This is a genomic window from Streptomyces sp. NPDC054872 (genome assembly GCF_053610705.1).
In genome coordinates, this window is record NZ_JBSGYY010000026.1 from 1 (window position 1) to 25,861 (window position 25,861).

28 protein-coding genes are annotated in these 25,861 nt (G+C 66.9%); 6 read left to right on the forward strand and 22 right to left on the reverse strand.

All coding sequences use genetic code 11. The features are described 5' to 3' along the window. Window positions 1-271 precede the first annotated feature (271 nt). The 19 genes from ACWGIH_RS27770 to ACWGIH_RS27860 all read right to left on the reverse strand — a co-directional run bounded on the left by ACWGIH_RS27770 (window position 272) and on the right by ACWGIH_RS27860 (window position 15,742). Complete coding sequence (locus tag ACWGIH_RS27770) at window positions 272-1,537, reverse strand: tyrosine-type recombinase/integrase (protein ID WP_453443582.1); 1,266 nt, start codon at window positions 1,535-1,537, stop codon at window positions 272-274. An 88-nt stretch (window positions 1,538-1,625) separates the two neighbouring features. Continuing rightward, entirely contained in the window at window positions 1,626-1,868 is a 243-nt protein-coding gene (locus ACWGIH_RS27775; protein ID WP_453443581.1) for a helix-turn-helix transcriptional regulator, read from the reverse strand. Window positions 1,869-2,331: 463 nt separating this feature from the next. Further along, the gene (locus tag ACWGIH_RS27780) at window positions 2,332-3,807 is read right to left on the reverse strand and encodes an ATP-binding protein (protein ID WP_453443580.1); all 1,476 of its coding nucleotides are present in this window, start codon (window positions 3,805-3,807) and stop codon (window positions 2,332-2,334) included. A gap of 2 nt (window positions 3,808-3,809) precedes the next feature. Further along, window positions 3,810-4,685: a DNA primase gene (locus ACWGIH_RS27785; protein ID WP_453443579.1), complete on the reverse strand. Its 876-nt coding sequence runs from the start codon at window positions 4,683-4,685 to the stop codon at window positions 3,810-3,812. Window positions 4,686-4,770: 85 nt separating this feature from the next. Further along, the gene (locus ACWGIH_RS27790; protein WP_451216502.1) at window positions 4,771-4,947 is read right to left on the reverse strand and encodes a hypothetical protein; all 177 of its coding nucleotides are present in this window, start codon (window positions 4,945-4,947) and stop codon (window positions 4,771-4,773) included. A 20-nt stretch (window positions 4,948-4,967) separates the two neighbouring features. Further along, the gene (locus tag ACWGIH_RS27795; protein ID WP_361465299.1) at window positions 4,968-5,192 is read right to left on the reverse strand and encodes a hypothetical protein; all 225 of its coding nucleotides are present in this window, start codon (window positions 5,190-5,192) and stop codon (window positions 4,968-4,970) included. Between the two features lie 173 nt (window positions 5,193-5,365). After that, window positions 5,366-5,503, reverse strand: coding sequence for a hypothetical protein (locus tag ACWGIH_RS27800; protein ID WP_451216505.1), 138 nt, complete (start codon window positions 5,501-5,503; stop codon window positions 5,366-5,368). Window positions 5,504-5,577: 74 nt separating this feature from the next. Continuing rightward, window positions 5,578-6,840, reverse strand: a complete 1,263-nt coding sequence (locus tag ACWGIH_RS27805) for a hypothetical protein (protein WP_453443578.1) — start codon at window positions 6,838-6,840, stop codon at window positions 5,578-5,580. After that, complete coding sequence (locus tag ACWGIH_RS27810) at window positions 6,834-8,177, reverse strand: hypothetical protein (protein WP_453443576.1); 1,344 nt, start codon at window positions 8,175-8,177, stop codon at window positions 6,834-6,836. The genes ACWGIH_RS27805 and ACWGIH_RS27810 overlap by 7 nt, the downstream gene beginning before the upstream one ends. Further along, on the reverse strand, window positions 8,101-9,363 hold the full coding sequence (locus ACWGIH_RS27815; protein WP_453443574.1) for a hypothetical protein: 1,263 nt from the start codon (window positions 9,361-9,363) through the stop codon (window positions 8,101-8,103). Before ACWGIH_RS27815 ends, ACWGIH_RS27810 begins: the two co-directional genes overlap by 77 nt. 3 nt (window positions 9,364-9,366) lie before the next feature. Then, a complete protein-coding gene (locus ACWGIH_RS27820) occupies window positions 9,367-9,741 on the reverse strand; it encodes a hypothetical protein (protein WP_451216516.1) in 375 nt (124 codons plus the stop codon). A 2-nt stretch (window positions 9,742-9,743) separates the two neighbouring features. Continuing rightward, window positions 9,744-9,968 carry a hypothetical protein gene (locus ACWGIH_RS27825; protein WP_453443572.1) on the reverse strand — a complete coding sequence of 75 codons (225 nt, stop codon included), beginning with the start codon at window positions 9,966-9,968 and terminating at the stop codon, window positions 9,744-9,746. After that, window positions 9,968-10,981 carry a bifunctional lytic transglycosylase/C40 family peptidase gene (locus tag ACWGIH_RS27830; RefSeq protein WP_453443570.1) on the reverse strand — a complete coding sequence of 338 codons (1,014 nt, stop codon included), beginning with the start codon at window positions 10,979-10,981 and terminating at the stop codon, window positions 9,968-9,970. Before ACWGIH_RS27830 ends, ACWGIH_RS27825 begins: the two co-directional genes overlap by 1 nt. Window positions 10,982-11,109: 128 nt before the next feature. Next, window positions 11,110-12,879, reverse strand: coding sequence for a hypothetical protein (locus tag ACWGIH_RS27835; RefSeq protein ID WP_453443569.1), 1,770 nt, complete (start codon window positions 12,877-12,879; stop codon window positions 11,110-11,112). A 225-nt stretch (window positions 12,880-13,104) separates the two neighbouring features. Continuing rightward, entirely contained in the window at window positions 13,105-14,301 is a 1,197-nt protein-coding gene (locus tag ACWGIH_RS27840; RefSeq protein ID WP_453443568.1) for a hypothetical protein, read from the reverse strand. Next, window positions 14,240-14,425: a hypothetical protein gene (locus tag ACWGIH_RS27845; RefSeq protein ID WP_453443567.1), complete on the reverse strand. Its 186-nt coding sequence runs from the start codon at window positions 14,423-14,425 to the stop codon at window positions 14,240-14,242. The genes ACWGIH_RS27840 and ACWGIH_RS27845 overlap by 62 nt, the downstream gene beginning before the upstream one ends. Then, a complete protein-coding gene (locus ACWGIH_RS27850) occupies window positions 14,425-14,766 on the reverse strand; it encodes a hypothetical protein (protein WP_453443565.1) in 342 nt (113 codons plus the stop codon). The genes ACWGIH_RS27845 and ACWGIH_RS27850 overlap by 1 nt, the downstream gene beginning before the upstream one ends. Then, entirely contained in the window at window positions 14,763-15,413 is a 651-nt protein-coding gene (locus tag ACWGIH_RS27855; RefSeq protein WP_453443564.1) for a GGDEF domain-containing protein, read from the reverse strand. The genes ACWGIH_RS27850 and ACWGIH_RS27855 overlap by 4 nt, the downstream gene beginning before the upstream one ends. Beyond that, complete coding sequence (locus ACWGIH_RS27860; RefSeq protein WP_453443563.1) at window positions 15,410-15,742, reverse strand: hypothetical protein; 333 nt, start codon at window positions 15,740-15,742, stop codon at window positions 15,410-15,412. Before ACWGIH_RS27860 ends, ACWGIH_RS27855 begins: the two co-directional genes overlap by 4 nt. 612 nt (window positions 15,743-16,354) lie before the next feature. Between ACWGIH_RS27860 and ACWGIH_RS27865 the strand changes: the two genes are divergently transcribed. The 3 genes from ACWGIH_RS27865 (at window position 16,355) to ACWGIH_RS27875 (ending at window position 18,687) form a co-directional block, all read left to right on the forward strand. Next, complete coding sequence (locus ACWGIH_RS27865) at window positions 16,355-16,729, forward strand: winged helix-turn-helix domain-containing protein (RefSeq protein WP_361465262.1); 375 nt, start codon at window positions 16,355-16,357, stop codon at window positions 16,727-16,729. A 241-nt stretch (window positions 16,730-16,970) separates the two neighbouring features. Beyond that, the gene (locus ACWGIH_RS27870; protein ID WP_453443561.1) at window positions 16,971-18,185 is read left to right on the forward strand and encodes a helix-turn-helix domain-containing protein; all 1,215 of its coding nucleotides are present in this window, start codon (window positions 16,971-16,973) and stop codon (window positions 18,183-18,185) included. A 52-nt stretch (window positions 18,186-18,237) separates the two neighbouring features. After that, complete coding sequence (locus ACWGIH_RS27875) at window positions 18,238-18,687, forward strand: NUDIX domain-containing protein (protein WP_453443730.1); 450 nt, start codon at window positions 18,238-18,240, stop codon at window positions 18,685-18,687. Between the two features lie 45 nt (window positions 18,688-18,732). On the opposite strand, the gene ACWGIH_RS27880 is transcribed toward ACWGIH_RS27875, so the two are convergent. The 3 genes from ACWGIH_RS27880 to ACWGIH_RS27890 form a co-directional block, all read right to left on the reverse strand. Continuing rightward, window positions 18,733-19,008 (reverse strand): hypothetical protein, encoded by a 276-nt coding sequence (locus ACWGIH_RS27880; RefSeq protein WP_453443559.1) that lies wholly within the window; start codon window positions 19,006-19,008, stop codon window positions 18,733-18,735. 26 nt (window positions 19,009-19,034) lie between these two features. Beyond that, window positions 19,035-19,352: a toxin-antitoxin system HicB family antitoxin gene (locus ACWGIH_RS27885; protein WP_453510494.1), complete on the reverse strand. Its 318-nt coding sequence runs from the start codon at window positions 19,350-19,352 to the stop codon at window positions 19,035-19,037. Window positions 19,353-19,594: 242 nt separating this feature from the next. Then, window positions 19,595-21,244, reverse strand: a complete 1,650-nt coding sequence (locus tag ACWGIH_RS27890; protein ID WP_453443557.1) for a hypothetical protein — start codon at window positions 21,242-21,244, stop codon at window positions 19,595-19,597. A 461-nt stretch (window positions 21,245-21,705) separates the two neighbouring features. On the opposite strand from ACWGIH_RS27890, the gene rlmN reads away from it, so the two are divergent. From rlmN to ACWGIH_RS27905, 3 genes are all read left to right on the forward strand, one after another. Next, the gene (rlmN, locus tag ACWGIH_RS27895) at window positions 21,706-22,812 is read left to right on the forward strand and encodes a 23S rRNA (adenine(2503)-C(2))-methyltransferase RlmN (RefSeq protein WP_451216551.1); all 1,107 of its coding nucleotides are present in this window, start codon (window positions 21,706-21,708) and stop codon (window positions 22,810-22,812) included. A gap of 229 nt (window positions 22,813-23,041) precedes the next feature. Continuing rightward, window positions 23,042-24,130 carry a thiamine ABC transporter substrate-binding protein gene (locus ACWGIH_RS27900; RefSeq protein WP_453443556.1) on the forward strand — a complete coding sequence of 363 codons (1,089 nt, stop codon included), beginning with the start codon at window positions 23,042-23,044 and terminating at the stop codon, window positions 24,128-24,130. A 50-nt stretch (window positions 24,131-24,180) separates the two neighbouring features. After that, window positions 24,181-25,791: an ABC transporter permease gene (locus ACWGIH_RS27905; RefSeq protein WP_453443554.1), complete on the forward strand. Its 1,611-nt coding sequence runs from the start codon at window positions 24,181-24,183 to the stop codon at window positions 25,789-25,791. The last annotated feature ends 70 nt before the right edge of the window (window positions 25,792-25,861 follow it).

A 25,861-nucleotide genomic window follows, 5' to 3' on the forward strand; every position in this document is an offset into this window, starting at 1 on the left:
GGCTGATGCCCCGGTCTCGGGGCATCAGCCATTCGCCAAACGCGTGTAATCGAGGATTTGCGCCCCGAGCTCCTGGACATGGTGTCGACTGCTAGCCGTGTCCGCTCTGCGCTGGACGGCAGGAGGTACGCATATATGCGCACGGTCCACCCCGTGATCGAAGTGTCCTGTGTGTCGACCGACCGCCTTGATGCTTCTTCTGGCGAACTCATCGGGGAACGGCAGGCAAACCCAGGTTCATCTGCACGTTTCCCGCTGAGTTGCGGTCGGATCAGGCGGCCCGGGCCGTACCTGGGTCGTCATCGCTCTTGCTGGCGGTGTCGAAGAGGGCGTCCACGGCCTTTCGCGTGCGGCTCTCGCTGCTCGGCATCAGGTGCGTGTAGACCCTCAGCGTGAACCCCGGGTCCTCGTGCCCGAGGTACTTGCTCAGGGCCTTGATGTTCTCGCCCGCGTCCAGAAGCACTGACGCGTAGAAGTGCCGTAGCGCGTGCATCCCGTGCTCGCGTGCGGACGGCAGCGGCCCGCCGTCGTCTGGCTCGGCGATGAGTCCGGCCGCGAGGAGCGCGGGTTTCCAGGGGCTGACGTTGAAGTTGCTCCGGTAGACGTGGTTGCCCTGCGGTCCCGAGAAGATGAGCCGCTTGGTGACGGGCGGGCCGTCGGGTCGCATCCACGGGAGCGTGACGTTCACGGGCGGATGCCCCTGCATGTGCTGGTTGAGTGCCTGAGCGACTGAATTGGGGAGCGGTACATCACGCACCTTGTTGTTCTTGGGCTGCCCGAAGAACGCCCGCCCCTTTACGACCTTGATCTGCAGCCCTACGTGCAGCCAGCCTGTAAGGAACCCCACGGCGTCGACAGGCAGGCCGAAGATCTCGCCCTGGCGCAGACCGCACCCCGCACCGAGATCCACCATGGTTTGGTAGCGCGCCGGCAGAGCCTCGCGGACCGCGAACACCTGCTCTGCGGTCCACGGGATGATGCGTTCTCCGCTCGGCTTCGGGGCTGTCACCGAACTGGCTCGGCAGGGGTTCCGGGGGATGAGCCCATCGTCAACGGCAGCGGTGAGGACCGCGGACACGTTCGCGAAGATGCCGCGTCGGTACGACGACGCGAGCCCAGAATCTTCCAACTGACGTACCCAGGTACGAATGTGACTCGGTCGGAACGACGACAGCGGCCGTGATCCGATGTACGGGATGGCGTGGAGCCGAATCCGTGTCTCCGTGGTCGTCCGCGACGACACGTCCGTGGACTGTGCGGCAATCCAGCGTTCGGCGTACTGCTTGAAGGTGATTCGGGCGGCGGCGGGGTCCGTGTAGATACCGCGCGACATGTCAGCTTCGATGTTGGCCAGCCACTCTTCCGCGCGGCGCTTCTGTCCGTCGCGGAAGCTCTGGGACTTCTCGGTGCCGTCGGGCCCGACGTAGCGGGCTCGGTAACGCATGCCGTTGCCGTGGCGCTCGGTCTTCACACGCCGGGTCTTGTCGTCGGCCCCCTTTTCCGTCTTGTACCAGCGGTCTTGGATGTGGCCTGCCATGGGGCGGCGATCCTCTCGCAGAGCGGAGCAGGGCGGGGCCATGTGGCCCCGCCCTGCGGGTGGTTGGACGTGCTCGGGTGGGTGTCGGTCAGGCGGCCTTGTCGGCGGCCATACGCTCCTTGGTCCAGTCACGTACGGCGGCAGGGTCGTAGCGGACGTACTTGCCGACACGGAAGCCGGGCGGGCCGGTGCGCTTCTTGCGCCACTGGTAGACGGTCTCCAGGGGCACTTCGAAGAGTTCGGCGATGTCGTCGGGCGTGAGGTAGCGGTCTGGGAGTCCGGCCCGGAGCGTTTCGCGGGGGTCGGGTTGAGCGGAACGGGTTCGGCTCACGGGGTCCTCTAAGTCGAGTCACGTTGCTCTTGGATTGGAGGCTGCTCAGGAGCGCGCGCCTGTCCGAGGCGCGGATTTCTGCGTCATGGCGTCACCTGCGTCAATCACGCTTCTGACCAGTGGGTTTCGGTGACGCAGCAGGACGGGCCTTGCGTCACCTGTGACATGGGCTCTCGTCATGGGGTGACGCGGGTGACGCGGGGTGACGCAGGATTCGCCGTCTGCGTCACCGTTGTCTGTGCTGGTCAGCGGCCGTCTGAAGGGCCTTGGTGACGCAATGACGCAGATCTTTCCTACTTAGGAAAAAGAAGGGGTGGTTTCTGTGGTCGTACGTCGCCACTCAGGACGTGAAGAACGGGCCGCTTCGCGGCGCGACCTGTGCAGGGCGGCTGGCGCCGCCGAACAGCAAGAGGAGCACCCCGGGCGGGGCGTGCTCCTCTTGTTTGTTCGCCTGTACGGGCGGTCAGAACGCGTTCTGCTGTTGGTGCGGCGGGGTCGGGGTCTGGCGGCTGAGTTCGATGTAGCGGGCGGCGCTGGTGCGGCCCCACTCGACCAGGACGCCGCGGGCGGCGAGGGTGGGTTGGATGCGCCGCAGTCGGTCGGAGAGCACCTTGCCTGTGGTGGGCCAGCCCTTGGGCAGGGGGCGGCATTCGTCGCCGCTGTAGAGGGTGGTGAGGCAGTGCAGCCACTCGGCCGACGTCATCCGTACTTCTTCGCCGGGGGCGAGTTGGGCGGCGTGCTGCAGGACGGTCTGCGCCAGCAGGTCACCTTCGATGACGTCGTCGTTCAGGTCGTCCAGGCTGGCCCGGTAGGCGGCCAGGGTCCCGAAGCTCATGGCCGCGTCGAGCTGCGCGCACAGGTGCGCGAAGTCGGCCATGCGCAGGTCGGTGGGGGTTTCCGCTTCGGCCGCGCGGACCTTGACAGTCAGGTCGAGCAGCGAGCCGAGGACGGCGGGCAGGATCTCGGCGTACTCCGCCCACAGTTCCGCCTCCGTGCGCCGCACCCGGGGGCGCTCCAGGCGCAGGGTCAGGAGGCGTTCGGCGAGGTCGGGGCGGATGATGCCGACGTCGATACCGGTGAGCAGTACCGGGCGGCGGTAGCGGGAGCGCACGACGTCGCCGTCGGTGAACAGCGCGCGCTTGATGCTCTCGGCTCCGGTGATGACGCAGCACATCAGGTCGGACAGGTCCGGAGCCAGGTGCGAGAGGTTGTCCAGGGCGGTGATCCATCCGGCGGCCACGGCCGTGATCATGTTCTCTTCGTCCTTCGGGGGGCGCCGCAGGTCGCTGCTCATTCCCTCGATGATGCGGATGAGCATCCGCCCGGCGGTCGACTTGCCCGCGCCCTGCGGACCGGTCAGGAACGGCGCCGGGACAGGGACGGACGGCTCCAGGCATCCGATGAGCCAGGAGAGGGCCAGGCATTCGGTCTGGGCGTCGGCGAAGTTGCACAGCCGCAGCAGCAGATCCAGGCCCTTGCCGTTCGTGTCCTTGGCGGGAAGGGGGAGTTCGCCGGTGAGCTGGGTGCGCCGCCAGCAGACCTCTTCCGGCGCGGGGACGGCGATGTCCCAGCCGGTGGGGTGGATGCGGACCGACTGCCCGTCATCGCGGCCCAGGTCGAGCCAGGTAGCGCCGTCGAAGCCGGGGGCGACGCGGATATGGGTGGGCTGTACCTGTTCGGTCAGTGCGAGTGCTTCGATCAAGTCCAACGCCTCCTTGAGGGCGGTTCCGTTGAAGACGCCGACCCCGTCACGGAAAAGGCCGACCATGAGTTCTTGGCGGTGACTCCCGGTCGTGCCCTGGGAGCGGATGGGGCGGGCCACGGGGTGGCCGGTGCGCTGGGCGTACACGGTGCCCTCGACCGTGCGGAAGTACCGGAAGTGGGACTGCGCGTAGTCGGTGATGACCTTGCGGGCCGGGTCCTTCTCGTCGTCGGACACGCTCACAGTCCCAACTGCGCGCGGGCGTTGGTCCACGCATCCGTGCAGTGCCGGGGCCTTTCGCCCTTGGCCTGCGCGGCGGCGAACAGCCGGGCGACGTGGGCGTCGGTCAGGCAGCCGCACCGGCCGTGCGTGGAGAGCACGGCCAGGAACGTGCTGTAGACGGTGGCGTGCACGCCGCTGGTGGCCTCGGTGATGCGTTCCTCGGCCATGGCGAGGCCGCGGGCCAGGTAGGCCGGAGTGCGGTGCGGGCATGCCCCGCCCCCGCCCGGGGCGGGGGCGGCCACGGGGGCGGGGCGGACGGGCGCGGGTTTGGCGGTGAGAGCGCGGACTTCGTCCGGCAGGGCGATGAGGCGGCCGGTGCCGGGGCCGAGCCAGCGGGCGTAGGCCATGCGGGACTTGATGTCGATTCCGGGTCGTACGCCGTTTGTGGAGGGCACGGTGCCCTGGTAGATCCAGTGCTGGCCGCGTGTGGTGGGCACGGTGCGTGTGGGCGGCAGGTGAGCGTGAGCCCAGGTGACGGCGTCGGCGTGGTCGAGGTCGACGACGGTGAGGCGGACGCCGGCGGGGTGGTAGGCGACCGCGGTGGCCTGCCGCCAGGCGCTGGCCCACGCGGTGGACCGGAGAGTGTCGGGGTTGCTGGTCGCTGCTGCCCAGGCGTGGCAGGGGCGCGGGCAGGTGCAGGGCCCGGCCTGTTTCATGTTCGGGCGACCGCCGCACGCGTTCTTGGCGCAGGTCGGGCAGTTGTTGAAGGGGGCCTTGCCCACGCGCAGTGGCAGCACGGGTACGCCCCGGGACGCAAGCGTGAGCGCGGTGGCCAGCGGCCCGGTTGGCTCTGGCCTGAGGTGGACTCGCCGGGGCGGCGCGGAAAGGGTCATGCTGGATGCCTCCACAGGTCTGTAGGGATCGGGTGGACAAGAGCGGCCCTCGTCTCGCCAAAGTCCGGGGCCGCTCTTGGTGTCGCTAGTACTGCTCGCGCAGGTCGCAGAAGTCGCAGTCGCAGTCGTCGGGGTGGGGGCACTCGCAGCCGCAGGGATGCCACCGGCCAACGCAGTAGCACTGGCACATCCCCTCCCCGCAGGGCTCCTCATCCGGTTCGTCGTCGGTGTCGGCGGTCGCGTCGTGCTCGGTGCGGACCATCAGTGGGCCTCCTAGCCGGTTTAGGGGAGGTGGATCGTGGTGGGGTGGAGCGTCTGCGGGGCGGGCGCGGTGTGCGCCGGCCGGGGCGTGTTCTTGGGGGCTGCGTCGCTGTCGTTGTCGTGGGTGGCGAGGTGGAAGCCGACGATGAGGCCGAGGATCAGCAGGACCTGGTGCCGGTGGGACCTCCACCAGGAGGGCGGGGCGGTCGTGGTCAGGACACCGATGACGGTGGGTGGCTTCGCCAAAACGTCTGCTCCTTGTCGACGGTCCGCGAGAGGTGACGGAAGGGATGGGCGGGGTTTTGCCGGTCGGGCTGTCCCGTCCTCGCCCCAGCGGGGCAGGCGAGGACCAGGCAGAGCGACCGGAGAGATTCACGAACGCGGGTTGGTGCCGTGATGGCGGGCTGCGGCCTGGGGGCTCATGCGTCGTCGGCCGCGATCTGCTCGCAGCCGTCGCACATCGGCTCTTGCACGTCCTTGTCGTTGACCTCCCAGGCGAAGGGGTCGCGGCGGATCGTCACGTCCGGCTTGTCTTCGTTGCAGTACGCGCAGCGCATTGGCTCCCTTTCGCGGAAACAGCGACGCCCCGCCGGGAAGAGGCGGGGCGTGGTGGGGCAGGTGGGGGAAGGGGTCAGGCGGCGTGGTCGATGACGTTCGGCGGCATCTCCCAGCCCCATTCACGACTTGCGGCGGGGGCGAGTGGAGACGTTTTGCCCTGGGCTGCGTCGCGACGTCGGGAGGTGAAGCAGAGTTGCCGCTCGTAGTCGGTGACCAGGGTTTGGACGAGGTTGACGTGCCGTCCGGTCTGCCAGATGGCCTGGCCCCGCCCTAGCAGCGGGATTTGTCGTACGGCCCAGTCGGGCAGGGAGAACAGGCCGCGGCACTGCTCGGCTTCGTCCTCGTCCATCTGGTGCAGGACGCGGGTGGAGGCCAGGCGCAGGAGGTCTTTGGCCTCTTCGGACTTGGCGTCCTTGGCGCTGTGCGCGACCGAGGTGACCGAGAGGCCTTCGCGGCGCGAGTACTTCATCATCCGCTGCAACAGCTCGGCCGTGGCGGGGTGTTTGAGGATCTGCCAGGCCTCTTCGACGATGAGCGTCGAGTGAATGCCGTGATCGGCCCCGCCCTGGGCGAGCCACACCGATTCCAGGAACACCCCCACCACCGACATCAGCGCGGGCAGCGCCATCGAGGTGCGGTCGATGCCGGAGAAGTCGAACACGGTCAGCTTCTCGTCCAGCGACACCGACGTTTCCCCATCGAGCATCCCGCGGGTGGCCGAGCGGATGAACGGCGAGAGCGCCTGCACCACTTCTTGCCCGAAGGCGAGCAGCTGGCGTTGGTCGAAGCGTCCGGGGATCGCATCGGCCTGTAGCGAGGTGACCGCGCCCATCAGTCCCGAAAGCGTTCGGGCGGCGGGCGACTCCATGGCCGCATCGAGCGCCATCCTCGCGCCGGGTGACAGCGGCCGGTGTCCGCCGAGTTCGGCTAGCACGGCCACCAGCTGCACGCGGTGCAGCGGCGGAATCCGCGGATCGAGGGGGTTCATGCACACGCCTTCGCCGAAGCGGACCGGCGTGATCTGGAGTGCGGCGGCGACCGCGTCCCACTCGCCCACACCGTCTTCGCCCTTGGCGTCCAGGACGGCATAGCGGCGCCCGGGCCGGGCCATGTCGCGCAGCGCCATGACCTTGGTGTTGGTGGACTTGCCGTTGCCCAGCGTCCCCAACAAGGCCATGCCAGTCGAGGGCAAGACCTCCTGGTCGCAGTCGACTGGGGTCAGGCGGAAGGGCGAGCCGTCCAGCAGGGAGGAGCCGATCAGGGCGCCGTCGGTGATGGGCTTGCAGGCGTAGCCAGGGAAGAGGCCTGCGGCCTGGCGGGTGGTGGTGGTCAGCATGTGATCTCTCCTCCCGGAAGCGGCAGCGCCGAGTGCCAACCGGTCTCGTGTTCCTTGTCCATCCACGTCAGATGGGCGCCGGCCGATACCGCGTTCTGCTCCAGGTCCCGGCGAAACTCCTTCAGTTCGGTCTGGTCGCGGGCCTGGAGCATGATGCGGGCGGCGACCTTGACGTAGGCGGCGCCGTCGGAGATGTCTTCCTCGTGAAGTTCGGCGGCCCGCTTGCCGGTGCGGGTGGAGGTCTTCTCCCGCCGTACGTCCTTCTCGTCGCGGGCGGTCGCCGTGCGCAGCATCTCGCCGGTCTCCAGCCGCTTCTCGGCCTTGCGACGGTCCAGCGGCAGGTACTCGACCACGGTCGTGCGGGTGACGCGGGGCAGCGTGGTGATCATCGGCCGCCAGAACTCCGCCGCCCGCTCACCCCGCCGGAAGTCGGCGACCTCGGCGGTTGCCGTGACGTAGTCACCGGAGCGGAAATGATCCTCGTGGATCTCGTACAGGTCCTCACCTCGGACGGTGGCCAGCGCGGTGTCCCACGCGGGGCGGTCCCACATGGGGCCCGCCTCGATGCCGCACACTTGCGCCTGCTCGCAGGCGGCTTGTGCCCAGGCCGTCTCCTCCTCGACATCCGTGCCGCGGGCAGGCACGGACAGCAGGATGACGGTGGTGTGCACGTCACACGCCCCGTTCACCAGCTCCATCAACTGCCGGTAGGAGTCCGCCAAGTCGCCGTCCTTCTCGGCCCGGATGTCCTGCTCGCCCGCGTAGGGGCTCACCGCGTGCACGATGCGCACGCACGAGCCGTGGCCGGTGGCCGCGACCCATTCCAGGAACGCGGCGAGCGCGTCGTGGGCGCGGTCGCGGTGGGCGCCGTCCTTCAGGGCGGCGCCGTCGGTGACCCACTCAAACGCCGCCAGCAACCTGCCCGAACCCTGGGGGAAGGCGTAGCCGTCGCGTTCGTGCCAGGTCAGGTCGTTGATCCTGGTGAACGTGTCGTGGTGGGGCAGGGCCCCCTCCGCATCCGATGCGGAGGGGGCCTGCTCGCTCTCGTACTGCCTGACGGCCTTGTCCAGGGCGCGTTTCCTCAGCGCGTGCCCGCCACGGCGGGCCACGCGCTCCACGACGGTCGATCCGCCTGTCTTGACCAGGGACAGCGCCCCAGCCAGGGCGGCCGGGACGATGCACGTCAAGGTGCCCAGGATGCCCGGGACGGCGACGCCGTGGGTGACACTCAGCGCGACCCCGGCCCCGATGACCGCGAGATCAGTACGGGAAGGGGGGAGCTTGAGCGTCTCGGTCTCGTACAGCGGGTCGAGCAGATACGTCCGGGACGCGGACATGACCAATCCTCTCCTGTCGTTGGGGGGACTTGCGGGCCGTGCCGGAGGCGGCAGGCAGTGGGGTCTGCGCCGGGTGTGCGGGCGTCTTCAGTGCGGCCCGAACTCCCTTGCCGTGGCCGGGGTAGCGGCGGCGGCCAGCCTCGTGCACGCCCGCCGCCTGCCCGGGTGCCTTCCTCTTGTGGCCGCGCAGGGTTTGGGCGCGGGCCAGGCGCTTGGCGTGGGCCTGGCGTTCTGCGTCAGCGGGCAGCTTGGTGACCGCGGTACGGCCCTCGCTCTGTGTCTTGAGCTTGGGGGCCCGCGTGACGGCCGCGGCGACGTGCTTGGCCATCTCCGGCAGGCTCAGCAGGATGTACAGGCACACGATCGTCGTGCTCGCGGTGAGCAGCAGATCGGTCAAAGCGCTCTTGGGCAGCACCCTGCGGAACATCAGCACGATGGAGATCGGCACCCGTGCCAGGAACACCGCCGCGACCAGATGCAGCAGCGTCTTGCCGCTGCGCGACTGCAGCCAGCCCTTGCCCACCCCCAGCGCCGCTGACAGCGGCAGGAAGACCACCGCGGCGAGCACGGCGATGGGCGAGATGACGCACAGCAGCCACAGCGGCCCGACCGCCAGCAGCACCACGAAGGCCTGTGCGAGACGCCCGTAGGGGTTGCCGTTGGCGCCCAGCAGCGACTTTTCCATGCCCTTGAAGGGATGGTCGGCCAGGTCGGCATAGATGAGCGCGGAGAACTGACCGAACGCGAACGCGAGCAGTCCCACCGCCATCGGAATCACGGTCACCAGGAACAGCAGGGCAAAGAACCGTGCCCCGGCCGAGCCCGCCTTCTTGAAGGCGGGCCCCGAGGGGCGGGCGATCCAGAAGATCAGCCCGCCCACCAGAACGATCGCCCCGATCAGCACGGCAATGCCCGCCACCGGGTTGTAGACCTTGGCCAGCGCGCCATCTTTGAGGCCGCCGAGCGGGTCGGCGGCCGCCATCATCGACTTGTCCATCAGCCGGTAGAGGGCGGCTGCTTGGTCGGACAGCCAGTCGGCGGCGGCGCCGAGCGGGTCCATCGATCCGGGCATTTCCGGTGTCAGCGCGTCGGGGTCCGACTCGCCGCCGTCCTCGCCGCCGCCTTGGCCTTTCTCGCAGTACTTGTGGGCGGGGCCCTTGATGCGCTCGCAGGGATCATCGGCCACGGCTCAGCCTCCCAGCGCGGTGGCGATGGACGGGCCGATGGCCAGCACGCCGAGCAGCAGGACGATCAGGCCGCCCACGGTGATGGCGGTCTTCTTCAGTGCCGAGCCGTCCTTCTTGAATCCGGCCTGGATGCCGCCGCGGCCGGCCGAGATGACCGCCCCGGCCGCAATCGCCAGGATGACCGCGCCGATCAGCACGCCCATGATCACGCCGTAGAGCGGCAGGAACCCGGAGACGGGCGCCAGGTCCGGGCCGGTGTCGTTGACCGTCTTGACGACCTGCTTGGCACCCTCCGAGCAGTCCTTCTTGCCGTCGGACTTGGTGATGCAGCCATCGCCAGGGCCCGCGACGACGATCGTTCCGGTGTACTTGTCCATGCTCAGAACTCCTTCTCAGAGGTGGCGAGGGGGAAGGTGTCGTGCTGGGTGCTCGGGCGCTTAGCCGCCGCGTGCAGCCGGTAGGCGACGCTTGCCATCGCGACGCACATCAGGACCAGGAACACGGACAGCCCCGTCAAAATGGCGACCGTCGTTTCCAGGCTTTCGGCGGATGCGGCCACGGAATACATGGCCTGGGTGGTGGCGATGCACTGTCCGTCCGCCATCACACCTCCTTGGATGTCGTGGATTTGGGGTAGACCCGGCCCGCACCCATGTAGGTGTCCCACCAGATCTTTTCGATACGGACTTTCGCCCCGGTGCGGGGCGCGTTCAGGAAATAACCCCGGCCGATGTAGATGCCGACGTGGTCGATATCTGCGGGCGTGGCCTTGCCTGCCCTCTTCTTCTGGCTGAAGAAGACGAGGTCCCCGATCCTCAGATCGGTCTTTTCGACGAGCGACCCGTCGTTGTCCAGGTGCGTGTACTGGGCGCTGGCGACCCTGGGAAGGTTTACACCGGCCTGGGAGTAGGCGGCTTTGGTGAGGCCGGAGCAGTCGAAACCGCCGTCCGCATCACCGTTGCCGCCCCATACGTAGTCCTTGCCGATCTGAGCGGACGCGTAATTGACCGCTTCCACTGCGACGCTGGACTGTCCGCCGACGGCCTGACCCATTTTCGCGGCCGATGCCATGATGGTGGCGACGTAGTTTTCCGTCTCCTTGTAGGGCGGTATGCCCCGGTACTTTTGCACCGCTCCGGGACCGGCGTTGTATCCGGCAAGAGCCAGCCGTGTTTTATCCCCGGGGATGTTTTTCACGTCGCGGGAGACGGAGCACATGTACTTGGCGGCGGATGGGATGGCGTCTTCCGGGTCCCATACGTCTTTCTTGCCGTCGCCGTTTCCGTCGAACCCGGAGTTCTGCCAGGTTCCGGGCATGAACTGTGCGATGCCCATTGCCCCGACCGGTGATTTGGCCTTGGGGTTGAACCCGGATTCTTGTTTGAGTTGTGCGGCCAGAATGCTGGGGGTAATGGCGTCGCACTCATTGCCCCAGGCGTTGAAGAGCCGCTCGTAGCGTGCGGGCACCGATCCGGGCGCCGTGCGGTTGGCCACCGAGGTGGCCTTGCCGCTGACGGCCGGGTTGCCGGTCAGGCTCGTGGCGGTCACCGCCAACAGACCCGAGCCGACCACCACCAGGCCGATCGCGGACCCTTTCATGAACTTCAGCTCCTTCACTGTGTTTTCGCAGGCAAGAGACCGTGTGAGGCACTGTGTAGAGACCGTGCGGGCACCGTGCTGTGCACGGTGAATCAGCGACTCTGCACAGCGCCGGCACGGACGTGGCACGGTGCCGTGCACGGTGGTTACCGGGCGAGGACGGCGGCCAGGTAGCGACCCCTGACCCGGTCCTCCTGGGCCGTCGGGACGCTGCGCCCGAGGACCCTGGACAGCCACGCCGCGACGGCCTTGCCCGTGGCTGTGTCGTCACCCTCACCGTCAATCTCCACCCCCAGCTCGCGAAGCCGGGAAGCGAATTCGACGGTGGAAAGAAACGCCTCCCCCGCATACGCCTCACGGATGAGCCGCATGTGTTCGGGCTCGGCTTCCTCGAATTCCTCGACCCGGGCGTCGATGGCCTCGTTCAGGTCATCGTCGGTGACGAAGAATCCGCGCATCTCGCGGTTCTTGTCCTTGACCTGGAGGATCGCCGCCCCGTCAATGGCGGGGAGTTTCGATGCGTCATGGCCGCTTCTTGCCGTACCCGAGCCGAGAATCACATCCGACTGCGGGGTCTCCGCACAGCCGAAAGCCAAGCGAACACGGTGATTCGCACGGATCGACGTGTTGATGACTTCGGACTTCGGATTCTGCGTCGACAACACGACGAGGATCTTCGACGAACGGAACTTGCGGGAGGCCGTCTTCATCTTCGCCTCGAACGCGGTTGCTTCCTTCCTCGAATCGGCCTCATCGGTGTAGGTGCTGACCTCATCGATGATGAACAGCAGCGGCCGGTGTTTCGCCTTCCCGTTTCCGGCCCGGACCGATGCACTGTTCTCCGCCGCGCGCTCCGCGTGCCGCTTCTCCACGAACGCGATGATTTCCACCATCCGGTCGTGATCGGGAACCTCTTCGTAGATCAAGCACGCCTTTTCCGCGTACGCGAGATCGCCGTCACCCTTGGCGTCCACCAGGACGATGTCCCAGCCGTTGACCAGAGCGAAATAGACGAGCCACTTGATCTCTTCGGTCTTTCCGCCCCCAGAAGATCCGGCGATCAGAATGTGCGTCTCGCCGATGGGGGAGTTGATTTCCACCAGGTGGCCATACATGTCGTACCCGACCGACAGGACACCCCGGCGAGCAGCTTCCACCGGATCGGGAAGGGCCGGAACGCGGCTGTAGACCGGCTGATCCAGGACCGTGATGACCACGTGCCGGGAGTTGGGCCGTGGGCGCAGGGTGACCCGGGTCGGATCCACATCCAGCCAGGAAATGACCCGTTCCGACTTACCGGCCACATCCCCGTACACGCCACCCTGCGGCAGCTCGATGACCCACTCTTCCCCCAGGTCGACGCGCCCCCGGCTGAGCGTGCGTGCCTTGCCCGCCGCGTAGTCGAGCTTCAGCGCGGCCACCAACTTGGGGGCTTCATCGTTCTGGAAGGCCGCTGGCACCTCACCCGGCACTGCCGGTGGTGCTGGCACCTCACCCGGCACTGCCGGTGGCGCTCCCCCCGCACCCTGCTCTGGGGGCAACACGACCCCCTCGGCAGGGACCTCAACGGCACCCAACGGGGCTTGCGGCGCGGGGCCTGCCAACCCTTCGGTAGCGAACGCGGCTACCACCTGGGGGCGTTTGCGTTTCCGAGGTCCTCGGGCACGCCGGTAGGCCCGGGTCATGGCCAGCACGCACGAGCCGATCAGCAGCGCGGCAATGCCGATCAGCCAAATGCGGTTGTCGTACACCCAGGACTCGATCGCGTCCCGGTAGACCAGCCCGGAGGCGGGCCCGGTGACAGCGATCCCGCCGATCAGCCATTTCACCTCTTCGGACATCGGCTTCTTCGCCGCGGCCCGTACCGGTTTCGTCGTTTGTGTGGCTTCCTTCTCCTCGACCGCTTCGGCGGCCATACGTCCTCATCTCTCGATAGGGGGTGGGCAGGACGAAGCTCCCTGGGCGTGATGCGGATCTGCGCGGGGGACCTGCGGGACCTGCGGACGGATGTCCGCCAGCCCGCCAGCCGCCGGCCAACCGATGGCCCGGGAAGGGGGTGGTGCAGTCGACTGTCTTCCGGCAGTCGCGACGAAGCCCGGCCCCCTTTCAATCGGGGCCGGGCTCCATTGCGGTGTGCCGGACTACGCGACCTGTTCGGCGAACTCCGCCTGGAGTTGCTCGTAGGTCTTGGCCATGCGCTCGTAACTGGCCTTGGCGCCCTGGGCCTTCATCGCGTTGATGAACCCGTTGAGCGACTTCGGAGGCGCCAGCTCGGTGAAGATCCGGCGCCCGGTGAGGTAGAGCTCCTCATCACTCAGGCCCGGCTTTCGGCCCGGCCCCTCGGAAAGATCCGAGGGGCCCTCGGAATCCTCCACAGGCACCTGCGCAGCGTCGGACCAGCCGGGGTGTTCGTGCAGGTCAGAGGGTTCCGAGGATTCCGAGGACTCCGTCACTCGCGGGGCAGGCCCGGGTGTCATCGGGCTCGCAGTCACGGGCAATTCAGAGGCCCCCTCGGAATTGCCAGACGCGCGGGCTTCGATTCCGAGGGGGGTTTCCGAGGACGGAGTGAGGACGTGCAGCGAGCGGGCCTCGAAAGCCTCGGCCGCGGTGCCGTGCTTGGTCTCGGACTCCTTCAGCTTCTTCTCGGCTTCCGCCCGCGCCTTGTTGATCTTCTCTTGCATGCCGGTGAGGGCCTTGGCCTTCACCGCCTGGCGGTGGGCTTCCGCGAGGGTCTCGGCCGTCTCGATGACGACCTCGTTCTCGGCGCCTGCCTTCAGGTGGCGGGCGTCGGCATAGGTCAGAGCCAGGGTGTTGCGGGCCGCTGCGGACTGCTCCTCGATGAGGCGGGAGGTCGCATCGTCGGCGAGCATGTGATCGGCGAAGATGCGCAGGCCCATGAACACGGCGGCGGCCACCGGGACAAGAGCGAAGACGCGGGCGTGGCCCATCAGCAGCAGGATCGCCACCGAACCGGCCATCGAAAGGCCGGCCACCGACAGCATCACGGCCATGCCCAGGGTGCTGCGTTGGCGGATGGCCTGCTCGCTCATCTTCAGCGCGCCAATCCACAACGCGTCAAAGACCAGCGCGATGAACCACGCCGCAACCGTTCCAAGGGTGCCGCCCAGGCCGAGGATCGGGGCGAGTTGCCCGCCCACGGTCACGGCGACGACGGCCAGGGCCGCCAGCGTCAGCAGCTTCTCGACGACGGCGAACGGATTGATGCCCCCGATCTGTGCGAGGGCGGTGGTTTTGAGAGTCACAGTCACTCCTGGGTCACGGTCGCTTCTTGGACTGGCGTGCGCGGTAGGCGTCCTGGAGTCGGGCGAAGCGCTCATACAGCGCCGCTCCCTTCGGACAGTCTTGGTCGGCCTGGCAGGCCGCGCAGTTGTAGGCGTGCTGGACGGCCTGCTCGTAGGCGCGCATGTAGCGCACGTAGAGGTCGTCGGTCGGCTTGGCCATCACTGACCCGCCCCGCCCGCGACCCGTGGAAGCTCGGGGACGCGGGCCTCGCCGTAAGCGATGAGCCGCACCGTGGATCCCGCGAACTGGGTGTAGGCCTCCAGCACCCACGTGGTGCCGTCGCTCTGGGTGCGGAAGTCCACGGCATCACGGGCGATGCCCAGCGCGGCCCGCCAGGACTCGAAGAACCCCAAGTCGTCGTGCAGGGACAGTTCCAGCCGTGCCGAGTACAGGGGAGAGACGTGCACGGTCGGGGCGGGCAGATCGGGGAAGTCCAGGGCCAGCAGGCGCAGGGTGCGCAGCCGACCCGTCAGGTCCTCCATCACGGGTTCTGTGTTCACGCCGCCACCCCCATCACCGGCGCCGTCATGCGGGCCCCGTGGCGGCCGGAGCGGCGCCCGGCGACTGTGGCGAACAGGCGACCGAGCCCGGCCCGCTTGAGCCCAGATCGGGCCTGCTTGGCCGCGTACATCGACTCATCGGCCCGCCGCAGCAGACCGGAGAGGTCATCGCGGGGGAAGTCGGCGGCGCGGACCCAGCCGAGTGAGACGGTGGTGTGCACGTCCGGACTCTGGCCATCGACGGGGCGGGCGAGGATGCCGTGCAGCAGGGCGAGCAGATCAGCGGCGGCGCCGTTCTCGTCGATCAGGACGGCGGCGAACTCATCGCCCCCGAGGCGCCCGGCCACCCCCTTGCGGCCCACGTGGTGCGCCAGCCGGTCGGCGGTGGCCTTCAGCAAGGCGTCACCGGCGGCGTGGCCGTAGGTGTCGTTGATCTGCTTGAAGCGATCTACGTCGGCCAGGACGACGACCGCGCGGGGGTCCTTGAGCAGGGCCGTCGCGCGGTGGGTGAAGGCGTCGCGGGTGCGCAGCCCGGTGAGCGGGTCACGGCGTGCGACGTGCAAGCGCATGCCGAGCCACCGGACATGCACGGCCCATCCGGTAGCCAGCGGGGCGGCGGCTGCAAGGGCGCCTAACAGGGTGCTCATGCCGCCACCGCCAGCTCCCGCCCGCCGCACACGGCCGGACGCCGCGCCGCAGACTTGCGGGCCCGCCGTCGCCGCGGCGCCCGGGTCGGCAGGTCGCTTGCCTTCAGCAGCTCGCGGGCGTAGGCCGCGGCAACCGGGTCGACCTGACGCAACTCGATGAGCACGTCGTGGGCCACCGCCAGGCGCGCCGTGCGGTCCTCCTCACGCTCCCCGGCAATGCCGGTGAACAGCTCCGTGTCGAATCCCGCCGCACGTTCGGCGAGGCCCAACGCCAGCTCTGCGAACTCCTTTGCCGTAACAGCGGCATGACCAGCAACGATGCACTTCATGGGTCGTGACTCCTCTGAGATCAGATACGGGTGGGGAACGGCCCAAACAGCGCCCCCGAAGTAGCCGCTTCGGGGGCGCGCGCCGTAGAAGGAAAGATGCTCGACCTCATCAAACGGGCAGGCCGCAGGTACTTGGCCGGCGCCCTGCCCGCATGACGAGTGACGGGCAAGCCCGTCACTGTCGTCTCGCGGCTCCCGTATGCGCCTTGCTCCGCCTCCTTTGGACGGCGCGCGGTCACCGCGTCGCTCAGTCGTCACTCGCTGAGTCGATCTCCCTGGATGTCATGGACCGGGTGCAGCCCAATCACCGGGGTCCCCGCCGATCCGGTCCCTGGGTCTTACGCCCGAAGGTCAGACCAACGGCTTAGCCGATGACACCGATCGTTCCGTGAAGACGACGGACTTCTACGTCTCCCCTGCCGCTCGAACCGCGTGCAAGCGAATCCGGCGGACGTTTATGCAGGTCAAACGGGTTTTTCCTGTGCGTCGACTCGGCCCGCCACGAAGGGGGTGCGCCGAGTTGGTGCACGTTCAGATTGGCCTAGGTCAGTTTTGTGCGCAAGAGGTTCTGTGGAAAAAGTTGGATTGACCTAGATCGGATATCCTCTAGAGATGGACTGGATGGAGTGGGGCAGCGGCAGCGCACCGACGGCGAAGGACATCGCGGCGTACTACCGATCCCGGATCGCGGCCGGCGAGTTGGAGCCGCTGGCTCCTCTCCCGCCCGGCCGAAAGCTCGCCAAGCATCTGAAGGTGGCTCTTGCGACCGTTCAAAGTGCCTACGACGTGCTGAAGAGCGAGGGTTTGACGGACTCCCGTCCTGGCAGCGGCACCTTCGTTGCGGAAACCACTGACGACGCGAGCGCGCAGGATCGGGCCCGAGGGTTTCGTGAGTTGCAGGACCAGTTGAGCGCTGTGACCTCTCAACTCGCCACGCTTTCCGAGCGTGTAGCGAAGCTCGAAGAAGAGCGGACGGACTCCGCGTAGTTGGACGGGCGGTAGACCTGCCTTCTCTGCGTCGGCAGGCACTTTCGCGGGGCGCTCCTCGGAAGCCATCATCAAGTGGTGCTGCTCATCTGCCGCCAGAGGCATAGCCGTACCCCTTCGTCGTCGTTTCGGATGTCTGGCTCCCGACAACCACGACGCTATGGGCCGCTCATGACCCGAACCCGGAAAATCCTTCCGGGGTCCATCTGCGAACCGAGGTGAGGCTGAAGTCATGCGAGGAATGACGCAGCAACTGACGATCGGCGAGCGGGTTGCGTGGTACCGCCACCGACGCGGCATGTCCCAAGAAGTGTTGGCCGGACTGGTCGGCCGCACCGCGGATTGGCTCGGCAAAGCGGAGAACAACCGTATCGAGCTGGACCGACTCTCTGTAATCCGTGCACTGGCTCACGCGCTGGATGTGTCCATCGGTGACCTCATCGGCGAGCCGACCCTGTTGGAGTGGTCGACAGACAGCGGGCGGCGCACGGTCCCTGCCCTGCGCGAAGCGCTCATGGACTACCGGCAGTTGACCCCGCTCCTCGGGGCGTCGGCGGATGGCGAGCCCCCCGCTCTGACGGCTTTGCGGTCCGACGTGAGTGAGGTGTGGGATGCCTATCAAGGCTCCCAGTACGGGTTCGCGACCCGACAGCTACCGCTGATCCTCTCGGATGCCCTGCTCGCAGTGCGTACGTACGCGGGGGAGGAACGGGAGGAGGCCAACGCGCTGCTCGCGTTGACGTACCAAGGCGCAGCGATGGTACTGGGCAAGTTGGGGGAGAGCGAGCTTGCTTGGATGGCGGCGGATCGCGGGCTCGCCGCCGCACAGCAGAGCGGGAACAACGTCATCATCGGATCGCTCTTCCGGTCGGTAACGCACTGCCTGCTGTCCACCGGACGCTTTGAGACTGCGGTGCAGCTCGTGAGCGACGCAGCCGGATTCCTTGAAGCTGGACTGGGGGAGGCGACCCCCGCGTACTTGTCCGTCTACGGAACCCTCTTCCTGACAGGTTCAATAGCCGCGGCTAGAGCGGAGGACCGTGCGACGACGCAAGTCTTCCTGCGTGAGGCAGAGGCGATGGCGTCGCGGCTCGGATCCGACGGAAACCACATGTGGACGGCTTTCGGGCCCACCAACGTTGCGATCCACAAAGTCGCCACTGCCGGTGAGCTGGGAGACTTCCAGGTTGCAGCGGAGCTGGGGCCGCAGGTCGATACGAGCGGACTTCCTGTCGAGCGCAGGGTGCGGCACAGCCTTGAGGTGGCGCGGGCGCTCACGGCCTGGAATCGCATCGATGACGCGCTCAGTGTGGTCCTGGACGCCGAGCAACTGGCACCGGAACAGGTTCGGCACCACTACATGAGCCGGGAGATCGTGCTCGGCTGGGTCCGTGGAACGCGCGGACGGCCGACTCGCCCGGTGGCCGACCTGGCCGAGAGGCTTCGAGTGGTGTGAGCTGGTTAGGCTCGGTCACGTGAGCGAGACCGAGAACGAACACGAAGCGAAGATGGCGCGCCCGCGGATGGCCTCGGGCGCGCTCTTCTTTGATGCCCAGGGCCGCGTCATGCTCCTTGAGCCGACGTACAAGGATTACCGGGATATCCCAGGTGGATACATCGACGCGGGTGAATCGCCGCTACAGGCGTGTGTCCGCGAGGTTCGGGAGGAACTCGGCATCGCACCCGAGATTGGGCGCTTGCTGGTCGTCGACTGGGCACCGAGCCCTTCCGAGGGCGACAAGGTGCTGTACCTCTTCGACGGCGGCATTCTCCCCGACCAGGTCCGAGCACAGATCAGGTTGCAGGAGTCGGAGATCAAGGCGTACGAGTTCCATCCTGTCGCCGCGGTAGACGGCCTCACCATTCCCCGCCTCGCACGCCGCATCCAAGCGGCTGCGGTTGCGCGCGACGAAGGCGCCGTGGCGTATCTCGAACACGGCCTGCAACCCGAGCAGTGAGCTTTCGCGGCCACGAGCTGCTGACCACTGGCTCCCGCTGGGCCCTCACAGCCCCAGAACGGAGCGCACTGCTTGCTCGATGCGAGCCATGGTCTCTTGGCCCACCTCTCCCAGCAGCTTGGCGTTCTCGAAGCGCCGAGCTGCGTACTGGGTGACGTTTACCGGGACTGCGACCGCTCGTACGGGGTCGGCGATCGGCACGGATACGAGGGTGTCGGGGTAGGCGCCGGCGGGGTGCAGGAGCAGGCAGACGGCGGCCTGGAACTTCGTGTTCACCTCGTCGATGGAGAGCACGACTGCGGTACGCGTGCTGTCGCCCACCGGGACCTCCCAGACAGTTCCGCGCTTCAACGGATGTCCCCCGCCGGGTCGTCGTCGCCGATGTCGACAAGGAGAACGCCCTCGCTGTCCACAGCGGCGAGCGCTTCACGCAGGGTCTGATCTCGCAACGTCCGGACCATGTAGGCGTTCAAAGACAGCCCAGCCTCAGCAGCTGCCTTCCGGACCTCAGCATCCAGGTCATCGGGTATGCGCACGGTGAATACACTCATGCCACCACCATAGTAGTGATCCTTCGCACCGGGAAGGCGCTCTGCACAACCCCGTGTCTCTGGCGTCGGTATGGGCCTGGCCGGCCGAAGCCATCCCCGTCGAGCCGCGGTCAGGGAACACGGGCGAGAACATCGAGCTGGCGCGGGCCTTGCTGCAAAGAGCGCGGGGTGCCGGTTGAATCAGCGCTGCTGGCCAGCAAGCCGTACGAAGAGCGCGGTCCCACGCCACAGCATGCAAAGTCTGTCCGGGCGTTACGTGAGTGAGTGCGTCTGCGCCTATGACTCTAGCGGGGTACGTTGACTCGAAACCGCTCCGCCGACCTTAACGCGCATAATTTCCAGATTATTTTGGTCAGCTAATTAATTTCTACAAAACCCAAAAGGACCTCCTTGCCCCGTGCGCTCGCAGTCGGCAATTCCAGAAGTGTTGGGTTAAGGTAAAGTCGCCGCATTGCCTCAACGGCAACTTCAAGCGCTCTATCTCCATGCTTGACAACCGTTTCCAGGGCAGGCTCTTTAGCGCTTCCGTGAAGGATGGAACTACGAGTGCCGTAGATTTCCGTCAGTTCTTTGACCAGTACCTTCCTCTTGGATCTATCAACCGGTTCCAAGAGCAGGGAAAGAGACCCGCAGACGCGAAGTGAAGTCTCCGGTGAATCGCTGAACATATTTTCCCATGCCAGCACGGCATCTACCAGCGAATCTACCGGATCGGTACGTGAGCTTGCCGCTGAGAGGATGCGACGCATCGCCACTCTCAGGGACCTAGGGTGGCGGTCAATCACGCTACTCACCCATCCGCTGACGTCATCAACCTTTGAAGCATCTAGCTCTATCTTCGTCGCCGAAGTCTGGACTCGGCCATCGCTCCATGAAAGAGTAGGAGAACCATTTAGCGGGTTGACCGCAGCCTGCAGAACCTGAATGGCGCCTGACCGATGCGTGTCTGTGTCAGCTAGCTTTAGCGCCAACCGGTGGCAGTCGACGTTCCACTGCAGGGAATCTTGCCACTTTCTGAAAGCTGGAGTAACTCGATCCCACACCGCGTCGCTATCATCGCCCGATTCTCGGGGATGCTTAACCTTGGCAACGATCTTCATCGGTACGTCGAGCACCAGCAATGTGTCTACGGATACCTGCGGCGGAAGGAAGGATTTGTCCGCAGGGGCTACGCGGCGTAGGCGCCCCCCTGGGAGTTGGACGCTATCGACGTCCGAGATTGAGATGTTCGAGAACCCTATTGCGACTGGAATTTTGACCGCTCTTCCCGAAGCAAGCGCCCGAGCGTCAGTCAAATTCTGCCCCACTGCTGCAATATACGATTTAAAACTATCGTCGCCATTTACCACACAGCGCATATAGGCCGAATTAAGTATGTGGTGAGCGAAGAGGGCAAGCTGATAGGTTCCCCCTTGGCCCAGTTCGAAGTAGATGAGGGAATCTATATTATGCAAGGAGGAATGATCCAGGGCCTCTGGATCTATCTCTAGGCTCTCTGGAAACAAATACCGTAGTTTAGTGTCCTTCAGTACGGCCTTGTGGAACAGAGATGCACCTTTTTGGTCATCCGGATTATGAAATGCGCCACTCGTAAACCATTCGGAGTCAGGGCGCGCGACAAGGAAAGCCGGGTAGATATCACTGGCGTAATCAATTAGCGTCGTGTGAACTTCGTCCCCCTCGCATCGAGGGACGTCCAAGGTGCCTCCGCACATCTGCCTAATAGCTGACGTATTCGAGACGTCTTTACGAATGATTCGGCGAGAGACGAAGCTTGCCAAATTGATCCACCGGTTCAGTGGATCCATGTGCGGGAAATACTTGAGCCAGTTATGCAAAATAATCACTGCATCGGACTGCTCCGCTGAGAGCGAGTCGCCAATATCCCAGTTCTCTGGTAGGGCGAGCGCGAAACGAAGGTAGCGAAGTCCGTAGGCTTCGCTGACCTCCGAAAACGGATCTGCAGAATCTTGCGGCGGGATATCGCTGGCTGCATCTTCTTGCACAATTCCCCCTTCCTCGCTGTAATGGTACGCCGGTTCGCAGCTCAGGTTGGCTTTTTGAGGGATCCGGCTACCAAGGGCCGATCGCGGCCACTTGCGTGCGGAACTGTGTCGTAGTGGTCGAGTGCGACCTGTTAGTCAGGCCGCACTTTCACGCACCGGGGCTAACCGGTGTGGGGTAGTGACTTTGCTCCCCCTCCTCAGGCGGGATGGGTGATCGGGGTGCACTCAGCCGTCCTTGGCGGACTTCGGTGGCGCGCCGCCGGGGAACCTCGGCACGGGGCCGTGGGAAGGGGCCCGAGCCGAACCCTTTGTAGTAGTCGTCGCAGCTCAGCCTCCGGATCGCTGGGCCGTCTGTGGGCCGTCCAAGGGAGGCCCACAGCGACCAATGACGACCAGTAACGGCCCCCGCCCGTACGCGGTGACCTGGCCGGGCACCCGGCGTCTGCGACACTGGAACCACCATGCCTGTACCCGGAGAACTCACCTTTGTCGCGCCCCGTGGGGCCAAGAAGCCGCCGCGGCATCTCGCTGACCTCACGCCTGCCGAGCGCAAGGAAGCCGTTGCCGCCGTCGGCGAGAAACCGTTTCGCGCCAAGCAGCTCTCGCAGCACTACTTCGCGCGGTACGCGCACGACCCGGAGCAGTGGACCGACATCCCCGCCGGTGCGCGCGGAAAGCTGCAGGAGGCGCTGCTTCCCGAGCTGATGTCCGTGGTGCGGCACATCAGCTGTGATGACGACACCACCCGCAAGACGCTGTGGCGCCTCTTCGACGGGACGCTCGTCGAGTCCGTGCTCATGCGCTACCCGGACCGCGTGACGATGTGCATCTCGTCGCAGGCCGGATGCGGGATGAACTGCCCGTTCTGTGCGACGGGACAGGCCGGCCTCGACCGGAATCTGTCGACCGCGGAGATCGTCCACCAGATCGTGGACGGGATGCGCGCCTTGCGGGACGGGGAGATCCCCGGCGGGCCCGCGCGGCTCTCCAACATCGTCTTCATGGGGATGGGCGAGCCGCTCGCCAACTACAACCGCGTGACCGGTGCCATCCGCAGGCTGACGGATCCCGAGCCGGACGGCGTGGGGCTGTCGCAGCGCGGCATCACCGTGTCGACCGTCGGTCTGGTTCCCGCCATCCACCGGTTCGCCGACGAGGGCTTCAAGTGCCGCCTCGCCATCTCGCTGCACGCGCCCGACGACGAGCTCCGCGACACCCTCGTACCCGTCAACACGCGGTGGAACGTGCGCGAGGTGCTCGAGGCAGGGTGGGAGTACGCCGCCAAGTCGGGGCGCCGCCTCTCCATCGAGTACGCGCTGATCCGGGACATCAACGACCACGCCTGGCGCGGTGACCGGCTCGGACGGCTGCTCAAGAACAAGCCCGTCCACGTGAACCTGATCCCGCTGAACCCGACCCCGGGATCGAAGTGGACGGCATCGCGGCCGGAGGACGAGAAGGCCTTCGTGGACGCCATCGCCGCTCATGGGGTACCTGTCACGGTTCGTGACACCCGTGGCCAGGAGATCGACGGGGCGTGCGGTCAGCTCGCCGCGGCCGAGCGTTAGTCTGGCCGGAAGACATCTTCATATTCCGACAGGGGAGCGCCACAGCGCTGAGAGTGCGGCAGCCAAGGACAGGTTGGCCGCAGACCCTCTGAACCTTGCCCGGGTCATTCCGGGTAGGAAGTTCGGTCATCACTCAAGCTGTTGCGCCCTGCCCGCAGACCCTTCGGTCCGCGGGCAGGGCCGCGTCTCTTCCTGGTCACTCCAGGAGGAATGAACTCAGTTGAACTCGGTGAGCACCACCAAGAAGATCACCGTCACCGCGGCCGCGGTTGCCGTCGGCCTCGTCGCGCTCTCCGCGTGCGGCAGCTCGTCCGGCAGCGGCGACGAGAGCGCCGACTCCAAGAGCGTCACGCTGGTCAGTCATGACTCCTTCAACGTGTCCAAGGACGTCCTGAAGGCGTTCGAGAAGAGCTCCGGCTACAAGGTCGACGTCCTCAAGGACGGGGACGCGGGCGCCGCCGTGAACAAGGCGATCCTGTCGAAGGACAACCCGCAGGGAGACGTCTTCTTCGGCGTCGACAACACCCTGCTCTCGCGCGCGCTCGACAACGGCCTCTTCCAGTCGTACGAGGCCAAGGGCTCGGACCAGATCGGCTCGCAGTTCCGTGTCGACCAGGACAAGCACCGCGTCACGCCCGTCGACAGCGGCGACATCTGCGTCAACTACGACAAGAAGTACTTCGCCGACAAGAAGCTGGCGCCGCCGAAGTCCTTCGCGGACCTGACCAAGCCCGCCTACAAGAACCTGCTGGTCACCGAGAACGCCGCGACCTCGTCGCCCGGCCTCGGATTCCTGCTCGGCACCGCCGCCCAGTACGGCGACGACGGATGGCAGGGCTACTGGAAGAAGCTCAAGGCCAACGGCGTCAAGGTCGTCGACGGCTGGGAGCAGGCCTACAACGAGGAGTTCTCCGGGTCCGCCGGCGGGAAGAAGGCCAAGGGCGACCGTCCGCTCGTCGTCTCCTACGCCTCATCGCCGCCCGTCGAGGTGCTCTACGCCAAGCCGCAGCCCAAGGAAGCGCCGACCGGCGTCGCGAAGGGCACCTGCTTCCGGCAGGTCGAGTACGCGGGGCTGCTCGGCAACGCCAAGAACGAGAAGGGCGGCAAGGCGCTCCTCGACTTCCTGATCGGGGAGAAGTTCCAGGCCGACATGCCGCTGAACATGTTCGTGAACCCGGTGCGGGAGAACGTCGAGCTGCCCGAGCTGTTCGTGAAGCACGGGGTGAAGGTCGACGACCCGCAGGCCATGGACCCGAAGAAGATCGCCGACAACCGTGAGCAGTGGGTCAAGTCGTGGACCTCGCTCGTACTGAAGTAACCACGTCTCGTAAGGGGCTCGCGCGCGGGAGCGCGGCGCGGCTCGGTCTGATGGCCGTGCCCGTCGCCTTCTTCGCGGTCTTCTTCGCCTATCCGGTCGCCGCCATCGTCGCGCGCGGCATGAAGGTGGGCGGTCAGTGGCAGTTCGGGCGGATCGCGGACGTCATCGGGCAGTCCGACGTCCGGCACGTGCTGTGGTTCACCACCTGGCAGGCGCTCGCCTCGACCGCGCTCACGCTGCTGATCGCGCTCCCCGGCGCGTATGTCTTCGCGCGCTTCGAGTTCAGGGGCAAGCAGATTCTGCGGGCGGCCGTCACGGTGCCGTTCGTGCTGCCGACGGTCGTCGTCGGGACGGCGTTCCTCGCGCTGCTCGGCCGCGGCGGGCTGCTCGACGAGATGTGGGGCGTACGGCTCGACACGACCGTGTGGGCCATTCTGCTCGCGCACGTCTTCTTCAACTACGCCGTCGTCGTACGGACCGTGGGCGGGCTCTGGTCGCAGCTCGACCCCCGCCAGGAGGAGGCCGCGCGGATGCTCGGCGCCTCGCGGTGGACCGCCTGGCGGACGGTGACGCTGCCCGCGCTCGGCCCGGCCGTCGCCGCGGCGTCCCTCATGGTCTTCCTCTTCACCTTCACCTCCTTCGGGGTCGTGCAGATCCTCGGCGGACCCGCGTACTCGACGCTCGAGGTCGAGATCTACCGGCAGACCGCCCAGCTCCTCGACCTGTCGACGGCCGCCGTCCTGACGATCGTGCAGTTCGCGGCGGTCGGCCTGATCCTCGCCGTGCACGCGTGGACCGTGCGCCGCCGCGAGACCGCGTTGCGGTTGGTCGACGCCGCCGCCGTGGCCCGGCGGCCGCGCGGCGCGGGCCAGTGGGCCCTGCTCGGCGGGGTCATGCTGACGGTCGCCGTGCTGATCCTGCTGCCGCTCGGGGTGCTGATCGAGCGGTCGCTGAGCGTGCCGGGCGGCCATGGCTTCGCCTACTTCAGGGAGCTGACGTCGGCGGAGGGCGGGGCGTTCCTCGTCCCGCCGATCGAGGCCGTCTGGAACTCGCTCCAGTACGCGCTCGCCGCCACCGCCATCGCCCTGGTGATCGGCGGCCTCGCGGCGGCGGCGCTCACCCGCAAGGCCGGGCGCCTGGTGCGCGGCTTCGACGCGCTCCTGATGCTGCCGCTCGGGGTCTCCGCGGTGACGGTCGGCTTCGGGTTCCTGATCACGCTGGACGAACCGCCGCTGGACCTGCGGTCGACGTGGATCCTGGTGCCGCTCGCGCAGGCCCTGGTGGGCGTGCCCTTCGTCGTACGCACCATGCTTCCCGTCCTGCGCGCGGTGGACGGACGGCTGCGTGAGGCGGCCGCCGTGCTCGGGGCCTCGCCGCTGCGGGCGTGGCGGGAGGTCGACCTGCCGATGGTGCGGCGGGCCCTGCTGATCGCCGCCGGGTTCGCCTTCGCGGTGTCCCTGGGGGAGTTCGGCGCGACCGTGTTCATCGCGCGGCCGGACAACCCGACGCTTCCGGTCGCCGTGGCGCGGCTCCTGGGGCGGGCCGGGGAGCTCAACTACGGGCAGGCGATGGCCCTTTCGACGATCTTGATGGTGGTGTGCGCGGTGTCGCTGCTGCTGCTCGAACGGCTCCGTACCGACCGGACGACTGGGGAGTTCTGATGGGTGTGGGTGTGGGTGTGGGTGTGGGTGTGGGTGCAGAAGCGGCTCCAGGTGCGGGTGCGGGTGCGGG

What these genes read in the sequence shown, in the direction of transcription:
- ACWGIH_RS27855 (WP_453443564.1), bottom strand. Translation starts at nt 15,413, where the DNA reads ATGAGCACCCTGTTAGGCGCCCTTGCAGCCGCCGCCCCGCTGGCTACC.
- ACWGIH_RS27810 (WP_453443576.1), bottom strand. Translation starts at nt 8,177, where the DNA reads ATGTCCGCGTCCCGGACGTATCTGCTCGACCCGCTGTACGAGACCGAG.
- ACWGIH_RS27875 (WP_453443730.1), top strand. Translation starts at nt 18,238, where the DNA reads ATGGCGCGCCCGCGGATGGCCTCGGGCGCGCTCTTCTTTGATGCCCAG.
- ACWGIH_RS27805 (WP_453443578.1), bottom strand. Translation starts at nt 6,840, where the DNA reads ATGCTGACCACCACCACCCGCCAGGCCGCAGGCCTCTTCCCTGGCTAC.
- ACWGIH_RS27770 (WP_453443582.1), bottom strand. Translation starts at nt 1,537, where the DNA reads ATGGCAGGCCACATCCAAGACCGCTGGTACAAGACGGAAAAGGGGGCC.
- ACWGIH_RS27860 (WP_453443563.1), bottom strand. Translation starts at nt 15,742, where the DNA reads ATGAAGTGCATCGTTGCTGGTCATGCCGCTGTTACGGCAAAGGAGTTC.
- ACWGIH_RS27800 (WP_451216505.1), bottom strand. Translation starts at nt 5,503, where the DNA reads ATGCGCTGCGCGTACTGCAACGAAGACAAGCCGGACGTGACGATCCGC.
- ACWGIH_RS27825 (WP_453443572.1), bottom strand. Translation starts at nt 9,968, where the DNA reads ATGGCGGACGGACAGTGCATCGCCACCACCCAGGCCATGTATTCCGTG.
- rlmN (WP_451216551.1), top strand. Translation starts at nt 21,706, where the DNA reads ATGCCTGTACCCGGAGAACTCACCTTTGTCGCGCCCCGTGGGGCCAAG.
- ACWGIH_RS27845 (WP_453443567.1), bottom strand. Translation starts at nt 14,425, where the DNA reads ATGGCCAAGCCGACCGACGACCTCTACGTGCGCTACATGCGCGCCTAC.
- ACWGIH_RS27865 (WP_361465262.1), top strand. Translation starts at nt 16,355, where the DNA reads ATGGACTGGATGGAGTGGGGCAGCGGCAGCGCACCGACGGCGAAGGAC.
- ACWGIH_RS27835 (WP_453443569.1), bottom strand. Translation starts at nt 12,879, where the DNA reads ATGGCCGCCGAAGCGGTCGAGGAGAAGGAAGCCACACAAACGACGAAA.
- ACWGIH_RS27820 (WP_451216516.1), bottom strand. Translation starts at nt 9,741, where the DNA reads ATGGACAAGTACACCGGAACGATCGTCGTCGCGGGCCCTGGCGATGGC.
- ACWGIH_RS27790 (WP_451216502.1), bottom strand. Translation starts at nt 4,947, where the DNA reads ATGGTCCGCACCGAGCACGACGCGACCGCCGACACCGACGACGAACCG.
- ACWGIH_RS27870 (WP_453443561.1), top strand. Translation starts at nt 16,971, where the DNA reads ATGACGCAGCAACTGACGATCGGCGAGCGGGTTGCGTGGTACCGCCAC.
- ACWGIH_RS27905 (WP_453443554.1), top strand. Translation starts at nt 24,181, where the DNA reads ATGGCCGTGCCCGTCGCCTTCTTCGCGGTCTTCTTCGCCTATCCGGTC.
- ACWGIH_RS27785 (WP_453443579.1), bottom strand. Translation starts at nt 4,685, where the DNA reads ATGACCCTTTCCGCGCCGCCCCGGCGAGTCCACCTCAGGCCAGAGCCA.
- ACWGIH_RS27840 (WP_453443568.1), bottom strand. Translation starts at nt 14,301, where the DNA reads ATGAGCGCTTCGCCCGACTCCAGGACGCCTACCGCGCACGCCAGTCCA.